The sequence below is a fragment of the Pantoea sp. DY-5 genome (assembly GCF_019795955.1).
In the GTDB taxonomy this organism is placed as follows: domain Bacteria; phylum Pseudomonadota; class Gammaproteobacteria; order Enterobacterales; family Enterobacteriaceae; genus Pantoea; species Pantoea leporis.
This window is the reverse complement of record NZ_JAIMIE010000001.1, coordinates 94099-111578: the sequence shown is the minus strand read 5'-3', so window position 1 is coordinate 111578 and position 17480 is coordinate 94099. Positions and strand designations below refer to the sequence as shown.

At 57.7% G+C, this 17480-nt stretch carries 13 protein-coding genes; 1 reads left to right on the top strand and 12 read right to left on the bottom strand.

Annotated features, from left to right (window positions below; genetic code table 11):
• Window positions 1-135: 135 nt before the first annotated feature.
• The 12 genes from hcp to putP form a co-directional block, all read right to left on the bottom strand.
• Window positions 136-627 carry a type VI secretion system effector Hcp gene (gene hcp, locus K5Y30_RS00550; protein WP_064741351.1) on the bottom strand — a complete coding sequence of 164 codons (492 nt, stop codon included), beginning with the start codon at window positions 625-627 and terminating at the stop codon, window positions 136-138.
• A 4-nt stretch (window positions 628-631) separates the two neighbouring features.
• On the bottom strand, window positions 632-2155 hold the full coding sequence (locus K5Y30_RS00545) for an OmpA family protein (protein WP_370634183.1): 1524 nt from the start codon (window positions 2153-2155) through the stop codon (window positions 632-634).
• A gap of 134 nt (window positions 2156-2289) precedes the next feature.
• On the bottom strand, window positions 2290-2943 hold the full coding sequence (tssL, locus tag K5Y30_RS00540; RefSeq protein ID WP_222210263.1) for a type VI secretion system protein TssL, short form: 654 nt from the start codon (window positions 2941-2943) through the stop codon (window positions 2290-2292).
• Window positions 2940-4277, bottom strand: coding sequence for a type VI secretion system baseplate subunit TssK (gene tssK, locus K5Y30_RS00535; protein WP_222210262.1), 1338 nt, complete (start codon window positions 4275-4277; stop codon window positions 2940-2942). The genes tssL and tssK overlap by 4 nt, the downstream gene beginning before the upstream one ends.
• A 15-nt stretch (window positions 4278-4292) precedes the next feature.
• Entirely contained in the window at window positions 4293-5840 is a 1548-nt protein-coding gene (gene tssC, locus K5Y30_RS00530) for a type VI secretion system contractile sheath large subunit (protein ID WP_154157405.1), read from the bottom strand.
• Window positions 5841-5869: 29 nt separating this feature from the next.
• Window positions 5870-6367, bottom strand: a complete 498-nt coding sequence (gene tssB / locus K5Y30_RS00525) for a type VI secretion system contractile sheath small subunit (RefSeq protein WP_101764057.1) — start codon at window positions 6365-6367, stop codon at window positions 5870-5872.
• 368 nt (window positions 6368-6735) lie between these two features.
• Window positions 6736-7524: a phosphate starvation-inducible protein PhoH gene (gene phoH, locus K5Y30_RS00520; protein ID WP_008105319.1), complete on the bottom strand. Its 789-nt coding sequence runs from the start codon at window positions 7522-7524 to the stop codon at window positions 6736-6738.
• Between the two features lie 72 nt (window positions 7525-7596).
• Window positions 7597-7800, bottom strand: coding sequence for a hypothetical protein (locus K5Y30_RS00515; protein ID WP_222210261.1), 204 nt, complete (start codon window positions 7798-7800; stop codon window positions 7597-7599).
• 297 nt (window positions 7801-8097) lie between these two features.
• Entirely contained in the window at window positions 8098-9375 is a 1278-nt protein-coding gene (gene efeB / locus K5Y30_RS00510; protein ID WP_222210260.1) for an iron uptake transporter deferrochelatase/peroxidase subunit, read from the bottom strand.
• Between the two features lie 2 nt (window positions 9376-9377).
• A complete protein-coding gene (efeO, locus tag K5Y30_RS00505) occupies window positions 9378-10493 on the bottom strand; it encodes an iron uptake system protein EfeO (protein WP_222210259.1) in 1116 nt (371 codons plus the stop codon).
• A 54-nt stretch (window positions 10494-10547) separates the two neighbouring features.
• Window positions 10548-11381, bottom strand: coding sequence for an iron uptake transporter permease EfeU (gene efeU / locus K5Y30_RS00500; RefSeq protein WP_222210258.1), 834 nt, complete (start codon window positions 11379-11381; stop codon window positions 10548-10550).
• Between the two features lie 209 nt (window positions 11382-11590).
• Entirely contained in the window at window positions 11591-13075 is a 1485-nt protein-coding gene (putP, locus tag K5Y30_RS00495; protein WP_192411612.1) for a sodium/proline symporter PutP, read from the bottom strand.
• 449 nt (window positions 13076-13524) lie between these two features.
• Here putP and putA point away from each other — a divergent pair, with 449 nt between their 5' ends.
• The gene (putA, locus tag K5Y30_RS00490; protein ID WP_222182747.1) at window positions 13525-17469 is read left to right on the top strand and encodes a trifunctional transcriptional regulator/proline dehydrogenase/L-glutamate gamma-semialdehyde dehydrogenase; all 3945 of its coding nucleotides are present in this window, start codon (window positions 13525-13527) and stop codon (window positions 17467-17469) included.
• The last annotated feature ends 11 nt before the right edge of the window (window positions 17470-17480 follow it).

The following is a 17480-nucleotide window of genomic DNA, read 5'->3' as shown; positions in this document are numbered from 1 at the left end:
GGCGGAGGGATTACGCTAAATAGTTCGTGTCGCAGGAAGGCGGCAAGCGAGTGCAGCTCCGGGAGCTTACATAAGTAAGTGACCGGGGTGCGCGAGCGCAGCCAACGCACCTGCGGCGCGAAATATGACGCGTAATCAGGCGGTGGCGCGTTCGTTCCAGGAATCGGAATGAATGATGTTGCCGTCTTTATAGGTCCAGGTGATTTTTTCGTAGCGCAGCTCAATCTGCTCCAGATGGTTGTGCTTCTCTTTCGACGGGTCCTTAACGTCGTGCATCACCGGGTTGACCTTCACCACCTTCACGTTTTCCAGCTTGGTGTTGAAGTACTCCACTTCCTGGCCGGCGTCGCTGATGCGGTACCATTTGAACTCGGCAGACTTCAGCGTCTGGCCGGTGGTAACCGCTTTGTAGAGGTACGGGCTGGACGAGTCGATTTCCTTGGTGAAGAGGAACGGCGTATGAATGCGCGTGCCGGTCAGCTTGCCGGTGTTGTTGTCGGTCGGGATGTACAGGTTGTGTTGCTGTGCCACCACTTCGATGCTGCCTTCACGGTCCTGCACGTCCACCGAGCCCTTGATGTCCGCACCGCCGTCGTCCTTCAGCCACAGATAAACCGGAATTGCCATGTTGTTACTCCTTTTCTTCATGATTGCCGTCACCATCCTGTGATGACGGAGGGATTGCGTCCGCTGCCTGGCAGGCGTCGGCCTGCGGCACCAGACTGATTTCTACCCGCCGGTTGACCGCGCGGCCTTCCGGCGTGTCGTTGCTTTCAATCGGGCGACTCTGACCGAAGCCCTGCACCGCGAAGCAGCTTTCGTCAACGTCGCCGGTGTCGCGCATCCAGTCGCGCACGGATTCGGCGCGCTTCAGCGACAGGCGCTGGTTCAGCGCCGGATTGCCGGTATCGTCGGTGTAGCCCGCCACCACAATCAGCCAGCCCGGCTTCGCCTTGATGCCGACCAGCGCGTTGACCAGCACTTTGGTTGAGCCAGTTTTCAGCTCGGATTTACCGGAGTCGAACAGCGACAGGCTGTCGAGGCGCACGGTCTTCGGCCCTTCAACAATCTGCTGGATAACCGGCGGCGGTGGCGGAGGAGGCGCCCAGCTGTTGATTGCGGCGTCGACCGGCGCGAACAGGCGCATGCCCTGATACAGTCCGAGGCCGAGGCGAAGCGGTTCACCGCCGCGCTGCCAGCCATCAAGCAGTGTGCGATCGGCGATTAACTGCGCGCGCGCGTTAACCTTCGGCTCTGCCGGTTCACCAGACAGGTGTGCCCACAGCGTCAGATGGTCACCAATAATGCGGATCAGCCGCTGGTTGTTGAGGAACGACGCCAGCAGCGCCAGCGCCAGAAACACCGCCACAATCATGCCCGCCGCGCGCGCCAGCCTCAGGCGTCGGCTGATGCCCTGCCTGCGCGGCAAGCCAGCCAGCAGCGCATCCGGCAATGGCAGCGCGACATCGGTGCCTACGGGTGCATAAGGCAGCGTGGTCAGCCCAGTAAGATGCTGCGCCCACAGGTTGTCCGCCAGCGCCGTTACCGGCGTCAGGCAAATCCCGGCGCGGCATGGCTTCATCTGCGTCAGTGGCGTGATGTGCTTTTTCTGCCACATCAGCAGGCTGTCCAGCCACTGCATTTGCATCAGGCGCGACGGCTGCTCCCGGAACCATTCAGGCAGTGGCATCGTGTCATTACCTGCGGTACACGCCTGCAGCTCACCCAGGCCCGGCGTGATGCTGAACCATTCTGCTTCGTGGTTCGGATGTGATACCCAGCATGCAGTCCACAGCGGTGGTGCGCACTTCAGCACGCGGCGGCACTGCAGCAGCGCACGCTGCCAGCCGTGAAATTGGGAGGTGAAGTCTTCAGCAGACGTGCGCTGCTCCGGCACCACTGCAAGCAGCAGCGAGACCTGTGGCAGCAGTGCCGGACGCTGAGTGGTGATGTAGTCAACCATCGCAGCGAGTTGCTCTGGCGCATCAACCGGCAGATACCAGCCCTGCGCAGTTTCACGCGGCTGATTGCCGGAGAACAGCGATGCACTGTCGCCACACACCAGCACTACCGCGCCGCGAAAATCTTCAGGCGGCAGACGATCATCGGCCACATCGATTTTCACATCACGCTGGCGTGACTGCCGCCACAGCATCAGCCCGGCGACCAGCAGCGCCAGCAGGCACAGTGCTGCTGCCGTGATACCAGACAGCGGCCAGAAGCCGAGGATCAGCCACAATGTAAGCACCAGGGCCAGCACGATCAGCGCATGATTACCGATGCCGCGTCTCACTTGCCCATCCCCGATATGCCGGACACCATCTGCGCCAGCCAGCCGTCGAGGACGAACCACAGGCCGCCAAGCAGCACGGCGGCGGCCACCCAGCTCATCCAGTAAAAACGGCGTCCTGTACGCATGCCCGCCGGACGCACCACCAGCGGCGCATCCTGCGCAAGGGCAAACGGTGGCACGCGCGTCGCCAGCTCGCGCACTACGTCCTCGCGACGCTCGTCATCCGGCGCGCGGTAATGGCCAACAAAACCCAGTTGCAGCGTGCGGTACAGGCAGGTCAGCACGGTCTCGTCCGCTGCGGGTTCGCGCAGCAGTTCGCGAATGCGCTCCCACAGTGCTTCGCCGCCGTTAAGCGAGTTAAAGAAACGCACCTGCAGCGGGTCTCGGCTCCAGCGCAGCCAGCCGTCGTCCTGCTGGCCACGGTTCAGTACCGCTTCGTCCAGCAGCACGCAAAAGGCGTAAAGCATGTGGTCGCGATTGGCTTCGCTAAAACCCGCCTCCGTCAGCGCCTGCCGGGCGTCGTTTACCCAGTCGGTAGCGCGGCGGTAGAGCGCATCGCCGTTGTCAATCTGCTGACCGCAGCGTAGCTGGCTGACCATCAGCCAGCCAGCGAAGAAAAGGCGTTCGATCAGCGCATTATTGCTGTTCATGAGCGCAGTACCGCATAGAGTTCAAGTTTCAGTTCGCCCAGTGATTCCGGGGTGTAGAAGGTGCAGCCGCCGGAGTCGAGCATCGCGCGCGCAGCCCCCGTTGACAGGTCGAGCGCGAAATACTGGTTCTCCAGGCGCAGCGGGATGGCGGCAGGCACGTGCGGCAGCGGGCGGATGGTCATGCCACTAAGCGCGATGTTGATCACCTCCGACACGTCGTCGTGGCTGCCTGCCTTACACAGCAGCGGGAAGCGGCTCTGCAGCTCGTGATTCGGCAGCGAGGAGCGCACCGACAGATAGAAGTCTGCCCCTTCGCGCAGCCGCGCGTCGTGGAATCGGCCCTTCCACAGCACGCCTTCACGACTGAGGTCGATGGCAACCACGCGTGACGGCAGGCTGGCTTCCAGCAGTGAATCCAGCAGCGCAAACAGCGGCGGGAACACCTGCTCCGGCGCGTCGTGGCGATAGGCCGGAATATCTCCGGCATCGTGTTCGAGTGAGAAGGTCAACAGACCGCCAGCCAGACGTGCCAGCTCGCGGTACAGCAGTTCAGGATGGCGGGTTGGCGACTGGAACAACTCCAGCAACACCGGCTCGGCGCTGTTCAGCGCGTTGAGCAGCCAGAACAGCGAGACGTCGGCGACGGCAAAATCGGCCATGCGTTCGTTGCTTTCACGGCGTAATGCCATCAAACGCTGACGGCGCGCACTCAGACGATGCAGCAAGTCACCCAGTGCAGTCAGCACCGCCGGACTGGCTGACAGCGACAGCATCGGCGGAATGAATGACGCGTCGCGCGTCCACTGCCCCTGCGCATTACGCACCAGACGTGCCACCGGACAGGTGAGATACGCGCCGTTTTCCTGATTAGCGAGACGCAGACGCAGGGCAAAACGCTGCACGGCAATGCCAGTACGCTCCTGCCCCGCCAGCTCCTGCACCTCTTCCCGACCGGCCACCCAGCGGCGCGGACGCTCACTGTCGCTGCCGTCGTCGAGATTACCGCCATTGGCGCTCAGCAACGGCAAAGCCAACACCACTTCAACCTGTTCCTGACCGGCAGCAACAGAGAGGTCGCAGGCCGGCGGCAGGTTGTCGGAAAGCGCGGTGTCCATCAGCGTCCCGTCGGGAAAACGCACCGTCAGACGGGTGGCGTTAAGACGAGACAGCGCCAGCGCGCCGTCGTCAAACTCCGCGTGTACAACGCCCCACGGATGCGCCAGCCCCATGCGCGCCACAGTGTCAGCAACGTGCGCGTCCCACAACGACTGCTGCTGAAACTGCTGCGGCGTCAGAAACGCCCCGTCTTCCCATAACGGTCGGTAGATTTTCATCGCGCCTCCTGCGCCTTAAGCCTTGGCCTTCGGCATCTGGCTGACCAGCGACAGGTTCACGTCCATACCTTCCACCTGGAAGTGCGGGATGGCGAACAGCTTGACGCGGAAGAAGCCCGGGTTGTCTTCGATATCTTCCACCAGCACTTTCGCATCGCGCAGCGGGTGCGAGGATTGCAGCTCGTCGCCCGGATCGGTCATCTCGGTCACCAGCGTGCGCACCCAGGTGTTGAGTTCTAGCTCCAGCAAGCGGCGATCTTTGGTGGTGCCGATGTTTTCGCGCTGAATCAGCTTCAGGTAGTGCGCGATGCGTGACAGCAGGAAGATGTACGGCAGACGTGCGTTGATACGGCTGTTAGCCGTCGCATCAGCGGTGTCATACAGCGCCGGTTTCTGCGTTGAGTTGGCCGAGAAGAAGCAGGCGTAGTCGCGGTTTTTGTAGTAAGAAAGCGGGATGAAGCCGAGGTTGGCGAACTCGAACTCGCGGGTTTCCGGGATCATCACTTCAGACGGGATTTTCACCTGGTTGCCGGTGCCCAAATCGTACAGATGGATCGGCAGATCCTGCACCGCACCACCGGCCTGCGGGCCGCGAATTTGCACACACCAGCCGTTGCTTATAAAGCTCTGCACCATGTTGGCGGCGAAGGCGAACGAGGCATTGGTCCACAGGTATTTGTCGTGATCCGGACCTTTCACTTCTTCGATGTAGTTGAAGCTGCGCACCGGCACGGTGTCCGGGCCGTACGGCAGACGACCGAGTACGCGCGGCATGGTCAGGCCGATGTAGCGTGAGTCATCGGTGTCGCGGAATGACTTCCACTTGATGTACTCAGCGCGGTCAAAGTAGTTGCCGATGTCTTTGATCGCCGCCACTTCTTCCATCGACTCTTTGAGGAAAAACTGCGGGCCGACCGAACCGATAAACGGCATGTGTGCTGACGCTGCGACTTTCGACAGGTTGCGTAGCAGCGCCACATCCTGCGCCGAGGCATCAAACTCATAGGCAGAAATCACCGCGCCAATCGGCTCGCCGCCCGGCGTGTCGTATTCGGCGACGTAGGTTTGCAGATAGAGGCCGCTCTGGATGATTTCCGGCGCATCTTCGAAATCCTGACGCAGATCGTCTTTCGATACGTCGAGCACTTCAATTTTCACGTTCTGGCGGAAGTCAGTTTTATCCACCAGCGACTTCAGGCCGCGCCACGCCGACTCCACTTTCTGGAATTCGTCGTGGTGCATCACCGCATCGAGCTGGCGGCTGATCTGACGGTCCAGCTCGGCGATATGGTGATCCAGCAGGTTTTTATCCAGCTTCTCTACTTTCGCACCACTGATTTTCAGACGCGTCAGGAACACCTGCATCGCAGCGGTGACGCGCTCGTCGGCGGTGGCATCAGACATCGCCTGATTATCCTGCCAGACGTTGAGATCACTCAGCTCTGACACCGGGTTGAGGTTGATTTTTTCAAACAGCGACGCGTAGACGCCGCCCGCAGCCGGGCGATCCAGTACGGTGGTTGCGCCATTGGCATGGGTTTCATTCTGAACTGACATCAGCATTCTCTCTCTATAGTCCGTGACGGGGATGATCAGGCTTGATCGGTGGCTAACGCAGACAGCTCGCTGCGCAGTTCGTCGCTGAGTGCCGGGTCTTTCAGGATGGCTTCCAGCTCTTTGCGGAAAGTGACGTTATCCAGCAGGTTGGATTTAAGGTCGCGCAGCAGGTTGCGCATAGCCAGCATGGCGCGCAGCTGAGGGATTTGGCGGGCAACCTGCTCCGGCTCGAAGTCCTTCATGTCGCGGAAGTTAAGCTGAACATTCTCTTCGCTGCCGTCACCGGCCAGGGTGTTCGGCACGGCAAATGACACCGCTGGCGCGATATCGGCCAGCACGCTGTTGAAGTTGTTTTTGTTGACGTTGATTTTTTCGCGTTCAGACAGCGGGCGGTCTTCCGCGCCGTTACTGAAATCGCCGGTCACCAGCAGCTTGAGAGGGAGCTCGGTTTTCTTCGCCGCTCCACCGGTGTGCAGGTCTAGCTTGAGGTTGATACGGGCTTTAGGGATCTCGTTCTGGTAAGAGTTGCTCATGTTTACTCCTTGTAAAAATGGCGCGGAAAGCACGCGTAGGCACACTTTCCCTGTGTGTTACCGCGCGAATATATAGCTGGAATTTTAGGAAGGCAATAAAGCGAGATGATCTTTGCGGTCTGATTTATATAGGAAATTTCTTATGATTTGAGTTAAGCCCCTGATGAACCCTGATAAAGTGACTAGGATTGTTCTTAAAATTATTTTTGACCGGGAGTGCCATTTATCACCAAAAATACTTTTACAGGTATCAATAATACAATGGCGCTAATTGTTACCGGATGGGATGGTGTCAGGCCGAGGGCGTAAACCATAAAAAAACCCGGCTCACGCCGGGTTTTGCTTAAGCTACATTCTCAATCAAACGGTTAACTGTAAGCGTGCAGCGTGCGTTGGCACAGCGCTGAACGGACGCAATCCTCTTTGCCGAAACGCACCACGCCGATCATCTCATCCTCTTCGAAACGCGCTAACGCATCGGCAAGGCCAGACTTGGCATGGGACGGCAGGTCGCACTGGGTGATATCGCCGTTGACGATAACCGTCACGTTTTCACCCAGGCGAGTCAGGAACATCTTCATCTGTGCGGCGGTAACGTTTTGTGCCTCATCAAGGATCACCACCGCATTTTCAAAGGTACGTCCACGCATGTAGGCGAAGGGCGCGATCTCTACCTTGGCGATTTCAGGCCGCAGGCAGTATTGCATAAAGGAAGCGCCGAGACGTTTAACCAGAACGTCATATACCGGTCGGAAATAAGGCGCGAATTTCTCGGAAATGTCTCCGGGGAGGAAACCGAGATCTTCATCCGCCTGCAGAACCGGGCGCGTCACGATAATCCTTTCGATATCCTTATTGATCAGGGCCTCAGCCGCTTTGGCTGCGCTAATCCAGGTTTTTCCGCAGCCGGCTTCACCGGTGGCGAAAATAAGCTGTTTCGTTTCTATGGCATGGAGATAGTGTGCCTGAGCTTCATTTCTGGCTTCAATCGGCCCGCGGTCACGTGCATCACGCGCCATACCAATCGAATCCAACCCACCCATTTGCACCAGCGAAGTGACCGATTCTTCTTCACGCTGACGGTGACTGCGAGAGTCGCTACGAATAACGCGTCTTGCTTCACGACGTGCTTTGATCACTGCTTTCTGTCTTCCCATAGTGGCACCTTACAGTTGGTTTCATTTATCGCGGCGGATCACCCGCGGCGATGACTTGAACGCTTTAGAGGTTTAGTTGGCTTCCTTGTAAGCCGTGTCGAGCCAGTGAGAATGGTGTGCATCAGCGCCGAGACGCAGGCGCGCACCGGTAAAGAAAATGAGATTGAACAAGAACGATGTTTGAAAAGTAGCGAGGTTACGTTGGAGGGAAGAAATCCCCCGCAGTGAACTGCGTGTGGTGAAACTATTTAACTGTCCCAAAGAGAGACGAATCATGCGCGAACTCCAGTGGCTTAGCCACACAACTGACAACGCTTATGAATAAAGTGCATCATATTTGCGGTGGTTTGCAACATTATTTTTACGTACCGGTAAAGAAAAAAAGATAAGCGAAGCCTAAGGTCTTTTACCTTAAATTAAATTTGTCATATTTATCAAATAGATGATTTATTAACGGGTAACAGAACTTTTTAAGAACATTCGGAAGCGGTTACTTCCAGCGGAAAGTTTAAGGAATACTTAACAAATGCGCCTGCGAAGCGGTAACCACCGCAGGCGCTGCACATTTATTAATCAGGCCTGCAATAACGATTGCCCAAGATAATGGTTTTTATCCGCCACGCCCGGCAACGCGAAAAAGTATCCGCCGCCAATCGGGCGAATATATTCTTCCAGCGCTTCGCCATTGAGACGCTGCTGCACGGTAATAAATCCCTTGGTTAAATCATGCTGGTAGCAAACAAACAATAAACCCATATCCAGCTGACCCGAGCCGGTAATACCGCTGGAATAGCTGTAACCGCGCCGCAGCATCAAGCTGCTGTCGGTTTCCGGCGTGCGTGGATTGGCGAGACGAATATGCGCATCCAGCGCGATAAAATCGCCATCGGGATCTTTATTGTAATCCGGTACGTCATGCTCGTTTTTCATACCGAGCGGCGCGCCGGATAACTTCTCACGACCGAAGATGGTTTGCTGCTCGCCGAGCGGCGTGCGGTCCCACATTTCTACGTGAAAACGGATGATTCGCACCGCCTGATAACTGCCTCCGTGCGTCCACGCCGGTTCCTGCTGTTCGTGTGTGACCCACAAGAGTTGATCCATCAATGCCGGATTATGCGTATCGGGATTGGCGGTACCATCTTTGAAGCCCAGCAGGTTGATCGGCGTTTCTTTGCCGTTGCTGCGCGCCGCGTGGTCGGCAATAAAACCGTCGCGACGCCAGCGCACCGCCAGCAGATCGGGTGTGCGTTTAATGATGTCGCGCAGCGCGTGAATCACCGTATCCTGGGTGTTGGCGCAAATCTGGAGCAGCAGGTCGCCATGGCACTGTTCCGCATCCAGCGAATCGTTGGGAAAACGCGTCATGGTTTGCAGCTGTGCAGGCTTGTGTTTGCTTAAGCCGAAGCGCTCATCAAACAGCGAGGTGCCGACCGATAACGTCATGGTGAGATTGTCGGGCGCGATATCGGCACCGAGAATTCCCGAATCCATCGGCGGCAGCTGCGGATTGGTGACCGCCGGCGCCGGTCCACCTTGCGTGAGAAAAGCGAAGCGATCGGTTAGCAAGCGGAACAGACGTTCAAGCTCGGCTTTGTCGATCGCCAGCACATCAAACGCCACCAGCATCATGGATGCCTGCTGCGGCGTGACGATACCGGCCTGATGGGCGCCGTAAAAAGGTTGCGCCTGCTGGCGCGAGTTGGGTGCAACCGTGCCGGGAGAGAAGCTATCGGCGGCTGCGGTATGGAACGGACAACCGCCGCCGAGGGCGGCTGCGCCACCCAACATGCCTAATCCCTGCAATAATCGACGACGCGACGGCTGCGCCGCGTCATTTTTATCACTCATGATTAGTTGAGACCCAAGGTTCCACGCAGCAGTGAGAGATCTTCCGCCAGTGTGGTAATCGGGCCTTTCAGCGCGTTACGGTCAGCGGTAGTCAGTTTTTCGTACGATTCAAAGCCATCTTTGGTGCGATATTTGCTGAGAATGCCGTCGACTTTCCTGAAGTTAGCATCCACTTTCGCCAGCAGCTGCGGGTTGTTTTTCTGCAGCAGCGGACGCAGCAGATCAACGATTTTCTGCGCGCCATCGATGTTTGCCTGGAAGTCGGAGAGATCGGTACGGCTGTAACGATCCTCTTCACCAGAGATCTTGCTGGAGGCCACTTCTTCAATCAGACCGGCTGCGCCGCCAACCACCTTCGCCGGTGGGAACGCCAGTTCGCTGATGCGGGTTTGCAGATCGAGCACATCCTGATTTAGCTTGCTGGCGAACTCTTCGGCACCTTTGGTGGTGTTATCGGCGAACAGGATTTTTTCCAAACGGTGGAAACCGGTGAATTTCGGATCTTCGTTTTTCTTCTCGAAGTCATCTTCACGCGCATCAATGCTGCCATCCAGATCGGAGAACAACTCAGCAATAGGTTCAATGCGCTCGTAATGCACGCGCGTGGGTGCAAACAGCGCTTTGGCTTTCTCGAGGTCGCCGGCTTTCACCGCATCGGTAAACGCTTTGGTGCCCGCTACCAGCTCTTTCACTTCATTCATCACGTAAACTTTGTAGTCGGCGATCGGGCCAACCAGCTCCAGCACATCCGGTTTACCGTTTGCCGGTTTCTTCGCATCGCCGCTCACCACCAGCTTGCCTTTCGGGTTGCTGAGCAGGCCGCAGGTCATGTCATATTCGCCCGCCTCCAGATTGGCGGTGAGTTTCTGGCTGAAGCCAGGCGCGATGTTTTCACGCTCTTCCACCACCATCACCCCTTTCAGAATCTCCCACTCCAGCGCTTTCTGGCTGTTGTTTTTGATGATGAACTGGGTTTTACCGGCCTGCACGTTGAGCGACATCGGCTCACATTGTTTGTCCGTCACGGTGACCGTGACTTGCGGGACGGCAGCAGTAGCCGCACCGGAAAACGCCAGCATAGCAACCAACAGCGCCTTGCGGCGGAAGCGAATCGTCATAGTGATATCCCTGTTACATGGAAGAACAGGCGCGCAATCGCGCCTGATTAAATTTCAGCGTGTGGTACGTGCTGCGTTGACTGAAGGCCGGGCCGGTAAGAAAAACAGCAGCAGCGCCGGGATGATATAGGCAAGCCACACCGCCACTTCGCTGACACTTGGCGTTTCCTGATAACCCAAAATCCCTTCCAAAAGCGTACCGAACACCGAGTGCGTTGAGAGCGTGTTGCTCATATCAAACGCCACATCCTGGAAGTGATTCCACAATCCGGCTTCATGGAAGGCGCGAATGGCACCGGCGGAGAGTCCAGCCGCGACAAACAGAATGAACAAACTGGTCCAGCGGAAAAAGTGCGCCAGATTCAGGCGAATGCCGCCGTAATAGAGCAAAAAGCCCAGCGCCACGGCAGTTGCGAGGCCCAGCACCGCGCCGAGCGGCGGCGCATATCCTACATCCTGAGTGAAGGCGGCCAGCAGGAAGAACACCGATTCCAGTCCTTCACGCGCTACCGCCAGAAACACCATCAGCACCAGCGGGAAGCCGCTGCTGCCCTGCTTCTGCAACGCCTGATCAACCGATTTTTCCAGCGTGGCTTTGATATCCCGCGAGACTTTGCGCATCCAGAACACCATCGACGTCAGGATCACCACGGCAATCACCGCGACAATGCCTTCGAACAGTTCCTGCTGTTTCTGCGGGAACTCGCCGGTGGTTTCATTGATAAAGATGCCTAAGGCCAGACAGAGCGCGGCAGCGATAAATACGCCGGCCCACATGGCGGGAAACCATTGAGTGCGCTGGGTGCGTTTGAGATAGCTAGCAATCAGGCTGACGATGAGCGCTGCTTCCAGACCTTCGCGCAGCATGATGAGAAAGGGAACGAACATCACCAACCTCTTGAATTTTAAGAAGGGTAAACCTTAGGTAAAAAAACGTAAAGTGCGAACGATAGTGATTATCATTACTAAAGAGAGAAATACAAGTCACTGCAGGAAATTAATTTTGTTTTTGCGGATTGGGGAGCGGGTTTTAGAGAGTGCGCACTCCTGCGCACCCGGGGGTTCATCAAACACGTCGCCATCAATGGCGATAGAGGTTACTTGCTGTGGTATTGGGCTTCGGCGGCAGCAAAGCGCTGCTGCGCCGCTTCTGATGGGCCGCGACCCAGCAAGCTAAATACCACAATCGCGATACTGGCGAACGCGAAGCCTGGGATGATTTCATACAGCTCGGCGTAGCCATAATCTTTCCACAGCAGTACGGTTAGCGCGCCAATCACCATACCGGCCAACGCGCCGTTGCGCGTCATGCGTTTCCAGCACACGCCGAACAGCACCACCGGACCAAAGGCGGCACCGAAGCCAGCCCACGCATAGCTCACCAGACCTAACACGCGGTTTTCCGGGTTGGCAGCCAACGCGATAGCAATCAAGGCAATCAGCAGCACCATCAAGCGCCCTACCCACACCAGCTCTTTCTGGCTGGCGTTTTTACGCAGGAAGCCTTTATAGAGATCCTCAGTTAAGGCGCTGGAGCATACCAGCAGCTGGCAGCTTAAGGTCGACATCACCGCCGCCAGAATCGCCGAGAGCAAGATACCGGCAATCCACGGGTTGAACAGAATACGCGCCAGTTCGATAAAGATACGCTCGCCGTTCTGGCTTACGCCCGCCGCCTGATCGGGATGGTTCTCGAAGTAGGCGATACCAAAGAAGCCCACCGCCACCGCGCCACCGAGGCACAGGATCATCCAGATCATACCGATACGACGCGCGCTGCGGATGGTGTGATGCGAATCGGCCGCCATAAAGCGCGCCAGAATATGCGGCTGCCCAAAGTAGCCAAGTCCCCAACCGAGCAGCGAAATCACCGCGACAAAGTTCAGCCCTTTCAGCATATCGAGGTTTTCGAGGCTCTTCGCCCTGATCACCGCCAGTGAATCATCCAGGCCGCCGACGGCGACAATCACGATAATTGGCGTCAGAATTAGCGCAAAAATCATCAGGCTGGCCTGTACGGTATCGGTCCAGCTCACCGCGAGGAAACCGCCCACCAGCGTGTAGAGAATGGTGGCAGCGGCACCTGCCCACAGCGCGGTCTGGTAATCCATACCAAAGGTACTTTCAAACAGACGCGCACCGGCAACCACGCCAGACGCACAATAGATAGTGAAGAAGATCAGAATCACCACCGCCGAGATAACGCGCAGCAGTTTGCTGTTATCTTCGAAACGGCTGGAGAAGAAATCTGGCAGGGTTAACGCATTATCGTGATGCTCGGTCTGCACACGCAGACGGCCCGCCACAATGCGCCAGTTCAGCCAGGCACCGATGATCAGGCCGATGGCGATCCAACTTTCGGAGATCCCGGACAGGAAAATGGCGCCCGGCAGGCCCATCAATAACCAGCCGCTCATATCGGAAGCGCCCGCAGAGAGCGCGGTCACGACGCTCCCTAAACTGCGCCCGCCGAGAATATAGTCGTCGAAGCTTTTGGTTGATCGCCAGGCGATGAAACCTATCAGCACCATCCCAAGGATATACACTACAAAGGTCACCAACATCGGTGTACTTACACTCATGAGTCTCTCCACTTATTATTCGATCCATCAAGAGAAATCTTTTTGATCAGCGCTGTCGGAACGGGACAGCAGCCTGGTTCCACCGCATCCAGAGAAAGCGATTTCTCTTAAGGCGCGGTATCCTGCCGCAAAGGGTCGGCGCGCACAATGCATTTAACACAGCTGTTACACCGGTTTCACCTTCCTTCGCTTTTTTAATGCCCGCAGGTTGCGCCTGCTCACAGTTTGAGTTGCACCTCATCGGGTTAAGGAACCGTCTTGTTGCTGGCGGTTGCAACATTGGCGAGTTTCTTGCAGCAATTTTCATGCCGCATTTATCGATTTAACACTTTAGGCGGTTCAAAGCGTGCAACCGAGGTCACATTTAACCTGGTTGCACAAAGTTGCAACATAGGTGATATTGCTGCCACGCAAGCGTTGAATCACTACTTTTCGAGGACGAGGACATCATGGGAACGACTACCATGGGGGTGAAGCTGGATGAAGCCACCCGCGATCGCATTAAACTGGCGGCCCAGAAGCTTGACCGCACATCACACTGGCTGATCAAGCAGGCCATTTTTAATTATCTGGAGCAGCTGGAAGCCGGTGAATCCGTGCCTGAAATCCCGCAGTTGCTGATTGATGCCGCCGGTGATGAAAGCGTGCCCGACGAGGCGCTGCAGCCTTTCCTCGACTTCGCCGAACATATTTTACCGCAGTCAGTCAGCCGCTCAGCGATCACCGCTGCATGGCGTCGTCCGGAAACGGATGCGGTGCCAATGCTGCTGGAACAAGCGCGTCTCCCTGCCCCGCTGGCCGAGAAAACCCATCAGCTGGCTTACAGCCTTGCCGATAAGTTGCGGCACCAGAAAGGTGCAACCGGCCGCGCCGGCATGGTGCAAAGCTTGCTGCAAGAGTTCTCGCTCTCCTCGCAGGAAGGCGTGGCGCTGATGTGTCTGGCGGAAGCGCTGCTGCGTATTCCGGATAAGCCGACGCGTGATGCGTTAATCCGCGACAAAATCAGCAATGGCAACTGGCAATCGCATCTTGGCCGCAGCCCGTCGATGTTTGTTAACGCCGCCACCTGGGGCTTGCTGTTTACCGGCCGTCTGGTCTCTACCCATAACGAGGCTAATCTGTCGCGCTCGCTCAATCGCATCATCGGTAAAAGCGGCGAACCGCTGATCCGTAAAGGCGTGGACATGGCGATGCGCCTGATGGGCGAGCAGTTTGTTACGGGTGAAACCATCGCCGAAGCGCTGGCCAATGCGCGCAAACTGGAAGAGAAAGGGTTCCGTTACTCATACGACATGCTGGGCGAAGCGGCGCTGACCGCCAGCGATGCCAAAGCCTATTTGGTTTCTTATCAGCAGGCGATTCACGCCATCGGCAAGGCGTCGAACGGGCGCGGTATTTATGAAGGTCCGGGCATCTCGATCAAGCTTTCGGCGCTGCATCCGCGCTACAGCCGTGCGCAGTATGAGCGCGTGATGGACGAACTCTATCCGATCCTCAAATCCCTGACGCTGCTGGCGCGCTCGTATGACATCGGTATCAACATCGATGCGGAAGAAGCCGATCGCCTTGAGCTGTCACTTGATCTGCTGGAAAAACTCTGTTTTGAACCTGAGCTGGAAGGCTGGAACGGCATTGGCTTTGTGATTCAGGCGTATCAGAAGCGCTGTCCGTTTGTGATTGATTCGCTGATTGATTTGGCGCAGCGCAGCCGTCGTCGCTTGATGATCCGCCTGGTGAAAGGCGCGTATTGGGACAGCGAAATCAAACGCGCGCAGATTGAAGGTCTGGAAGGCTATCCGGTCTATACCCGCAAGGTGTACACCGACATCTCTTATCTGGCCTGCGCGCGCAAACTGCTGGCGGTGCCGAACCTGATCTATCCGCAGTTTGCTACCCACAACGCGCACACGCTGGCGGCGATCTACCAGCTGGCGGGCAATAACTATTATCCAGGCCAATACGAATTTCAGTGCCTGCACGGCATGGGTGAACCGCTGTATGAACAGGTTGTCGGTAAAGTGGCCGATGGCAAACTGAACCGACCGTGTCGTATTTATGCGCCGGTCGGTACCCACGAAACGCTGCTGGCGTATCTGGTGCGTCGTCTGCTGGAGAACGGTGCCAATACCTCCTTCGTTAACCGCATCGCTGATAACACCTTGCCGCTGGATGAGCTGGTCGCCGATCCGGTGGCCGCCGTGGAGAAAATGGGCGTCGCGGAAGGCGCGATTGGTTTACCGCATCCTAAAATCCCGCTGCCGCGCGATCTGTATGGCGCCAAGCGCGCTAACTCTGCCGGTCTGGATATGGCCAACGAACATCGTCTGGCGTCGCTCTCCAGTGCCCTGCTCAACAGCGCCAGCCAGCCGTGGATCGCCCAACCGCTGGTAGAAGGTGAATTGGGCGAAGGCGTCAGCCGCCCGGTGCTTAACCCTTCTGCACCAGCAGATGTGGTGGGCAGCGTGCGTGAAGCTACCGAAGCCGAAGTCTCGGCTGCATTGGATGCGGCAGTCAATGCCGGTCCAATCTGGTTCGCGACGCCACCGCAAGAGCGTGCCGCGATTCTGGAGCGTGCCGCCGAAGCAATGGAAGGCCAGATGCAGCAGCTGATTGGCCTGCTGGTGCGTGAAGCCGGTAAAACCTACAACAACGCCATCGCCGAAGTGCGTGAAGCGGTTGATTTCCTCTACTACTACGCTGGCATGGTGCGCGACGATTTCGATAACGAAACCCATCGTCCGCTTGGTCCGGTGGTGTGCATTAGCCCGTGGAACTTCCCGCTGGCGATCTTTACCGGACAAGTTGCCGCAGCGCTGGCGGCGGGTAACAGCGTGCTGGCCAAACCGGCGGAGCAAACGCCGCTGATTGCCGCGCAGGCGGTGCACATCCTGCTGGATGCCGGCGTACCGGCTGGCGTGCTGCAACTGCTGCCGGGCCAGGGCGAAACCGTGGGTGCGCAACTGACCGGCGACGAGCGCGTACGCGGCGTGATGTTCACCGGTTCAACCGCGGTGGCGACATTGCTGCAGCGTAATCTGGCTGGTCGTCTCGATCCTCAGGGTCGTCCGACGCCGCTGATTGCCGAAACCGGCGGCATGAACGCGATGATCGTGGATTCCTCAGCGCTGACCGAACAGGTGGTGGTGGATATCGTGGCTTCGGCCTTTGATAGTGCCGGTCAACGCTGCTCGGCGCTGCGTCTGCTGTGCGTGCAGGACGATGTGGCCGATCACACGCTGAAAATGCTGCGTGGTGCAATGGCCGAGTGCCGCATGGGCAACCCGGAACGTCTCTCGACCGACATTGGTCCTGTGATCGATGCCGAAGCGAAAGCCAACATCGAACGTCACATTCAGGCGCTGCGCAACAAGGGCTTCACCGTCTATCAGGCGGCGCAGGAGAATCCGCAGGACAGCAAAGAGTGGAACAGCGGCACCTTTATCAAGCCGACGCTGATCGAACTCGATCAGGTGAGCGATCTGGATAAAGAGGTGTTTGGACCGGTGCTGCACGTGGTGCGTTTCTCGCGCAATAACTTGCCGCAGCTGGTTGAGCAGATTAACGCGTCGGGTTACGGCCTGACGCTCGGCGTGCATACGCGCATCGATGAAACCATCGCGCAGGTTACGGCGAGCGCTAAAGTCGGCAACCTGTATGTAAACCGCAATATGGTGGGTGCGGTCGTCGGCGTGCAGCCGTTCGGCGGCGAAGGCTTGTCGGGCACCGGTCCAAAAGCCGGCGGTCCGCTCTATCTCTATCGCCTGCTGGCCAACCGTCCAGATGGCGCGCTGCGTATCACCTTTGATCGTCAGGATGCCGAGCGCCCGGTTGACAGCACGGTGCGTGCCGAGCTGATGCGTGCGCATCAGGCATTGCAGCAGTGGGCGCAGGATAAGCCTGAGCTGCTGGCGCTGTGTCAGCGTTACGACGAGCTGGCGCAGGCCGGTACGGTGCGTCTGCTGCCGGGCCCAACCGGCGAGCGCAATACCTTCACCCTGCTGCCGCGCGAACATGTGCTGTGCATCGCCGATAACGCGGAAGACGCGCTGACGCAACTGGCGGCGGTGACCAGCGTCGGCAGTCAGGCCATCTGGCAGGATGATGAGCTGCATCGTGCGCTGCGTACGTCTTTGCCTGCTGCAGTGCAAGCGCACGTCAAGCTGGTGAAGGATGCGCTGGCGGCGGAGTTTGATGCGGTGATTTATCACGGTGATGCCGATCAGCTGCGCAGCCTGTGTGAGCAGGTCGCGGCACGCGATGGAGCGATTGTCTCGGTGCAGGGCTTCGCCCGCGGCGAAACCAATCTGCTGCTGGAGCGTTTGCTCATTGAGCGTTCACTCAGCGTCAATACCGCCGCTGCGGGCGGTAACGCGAGTTTGATGACCATCGGTTAACAGTAACAACG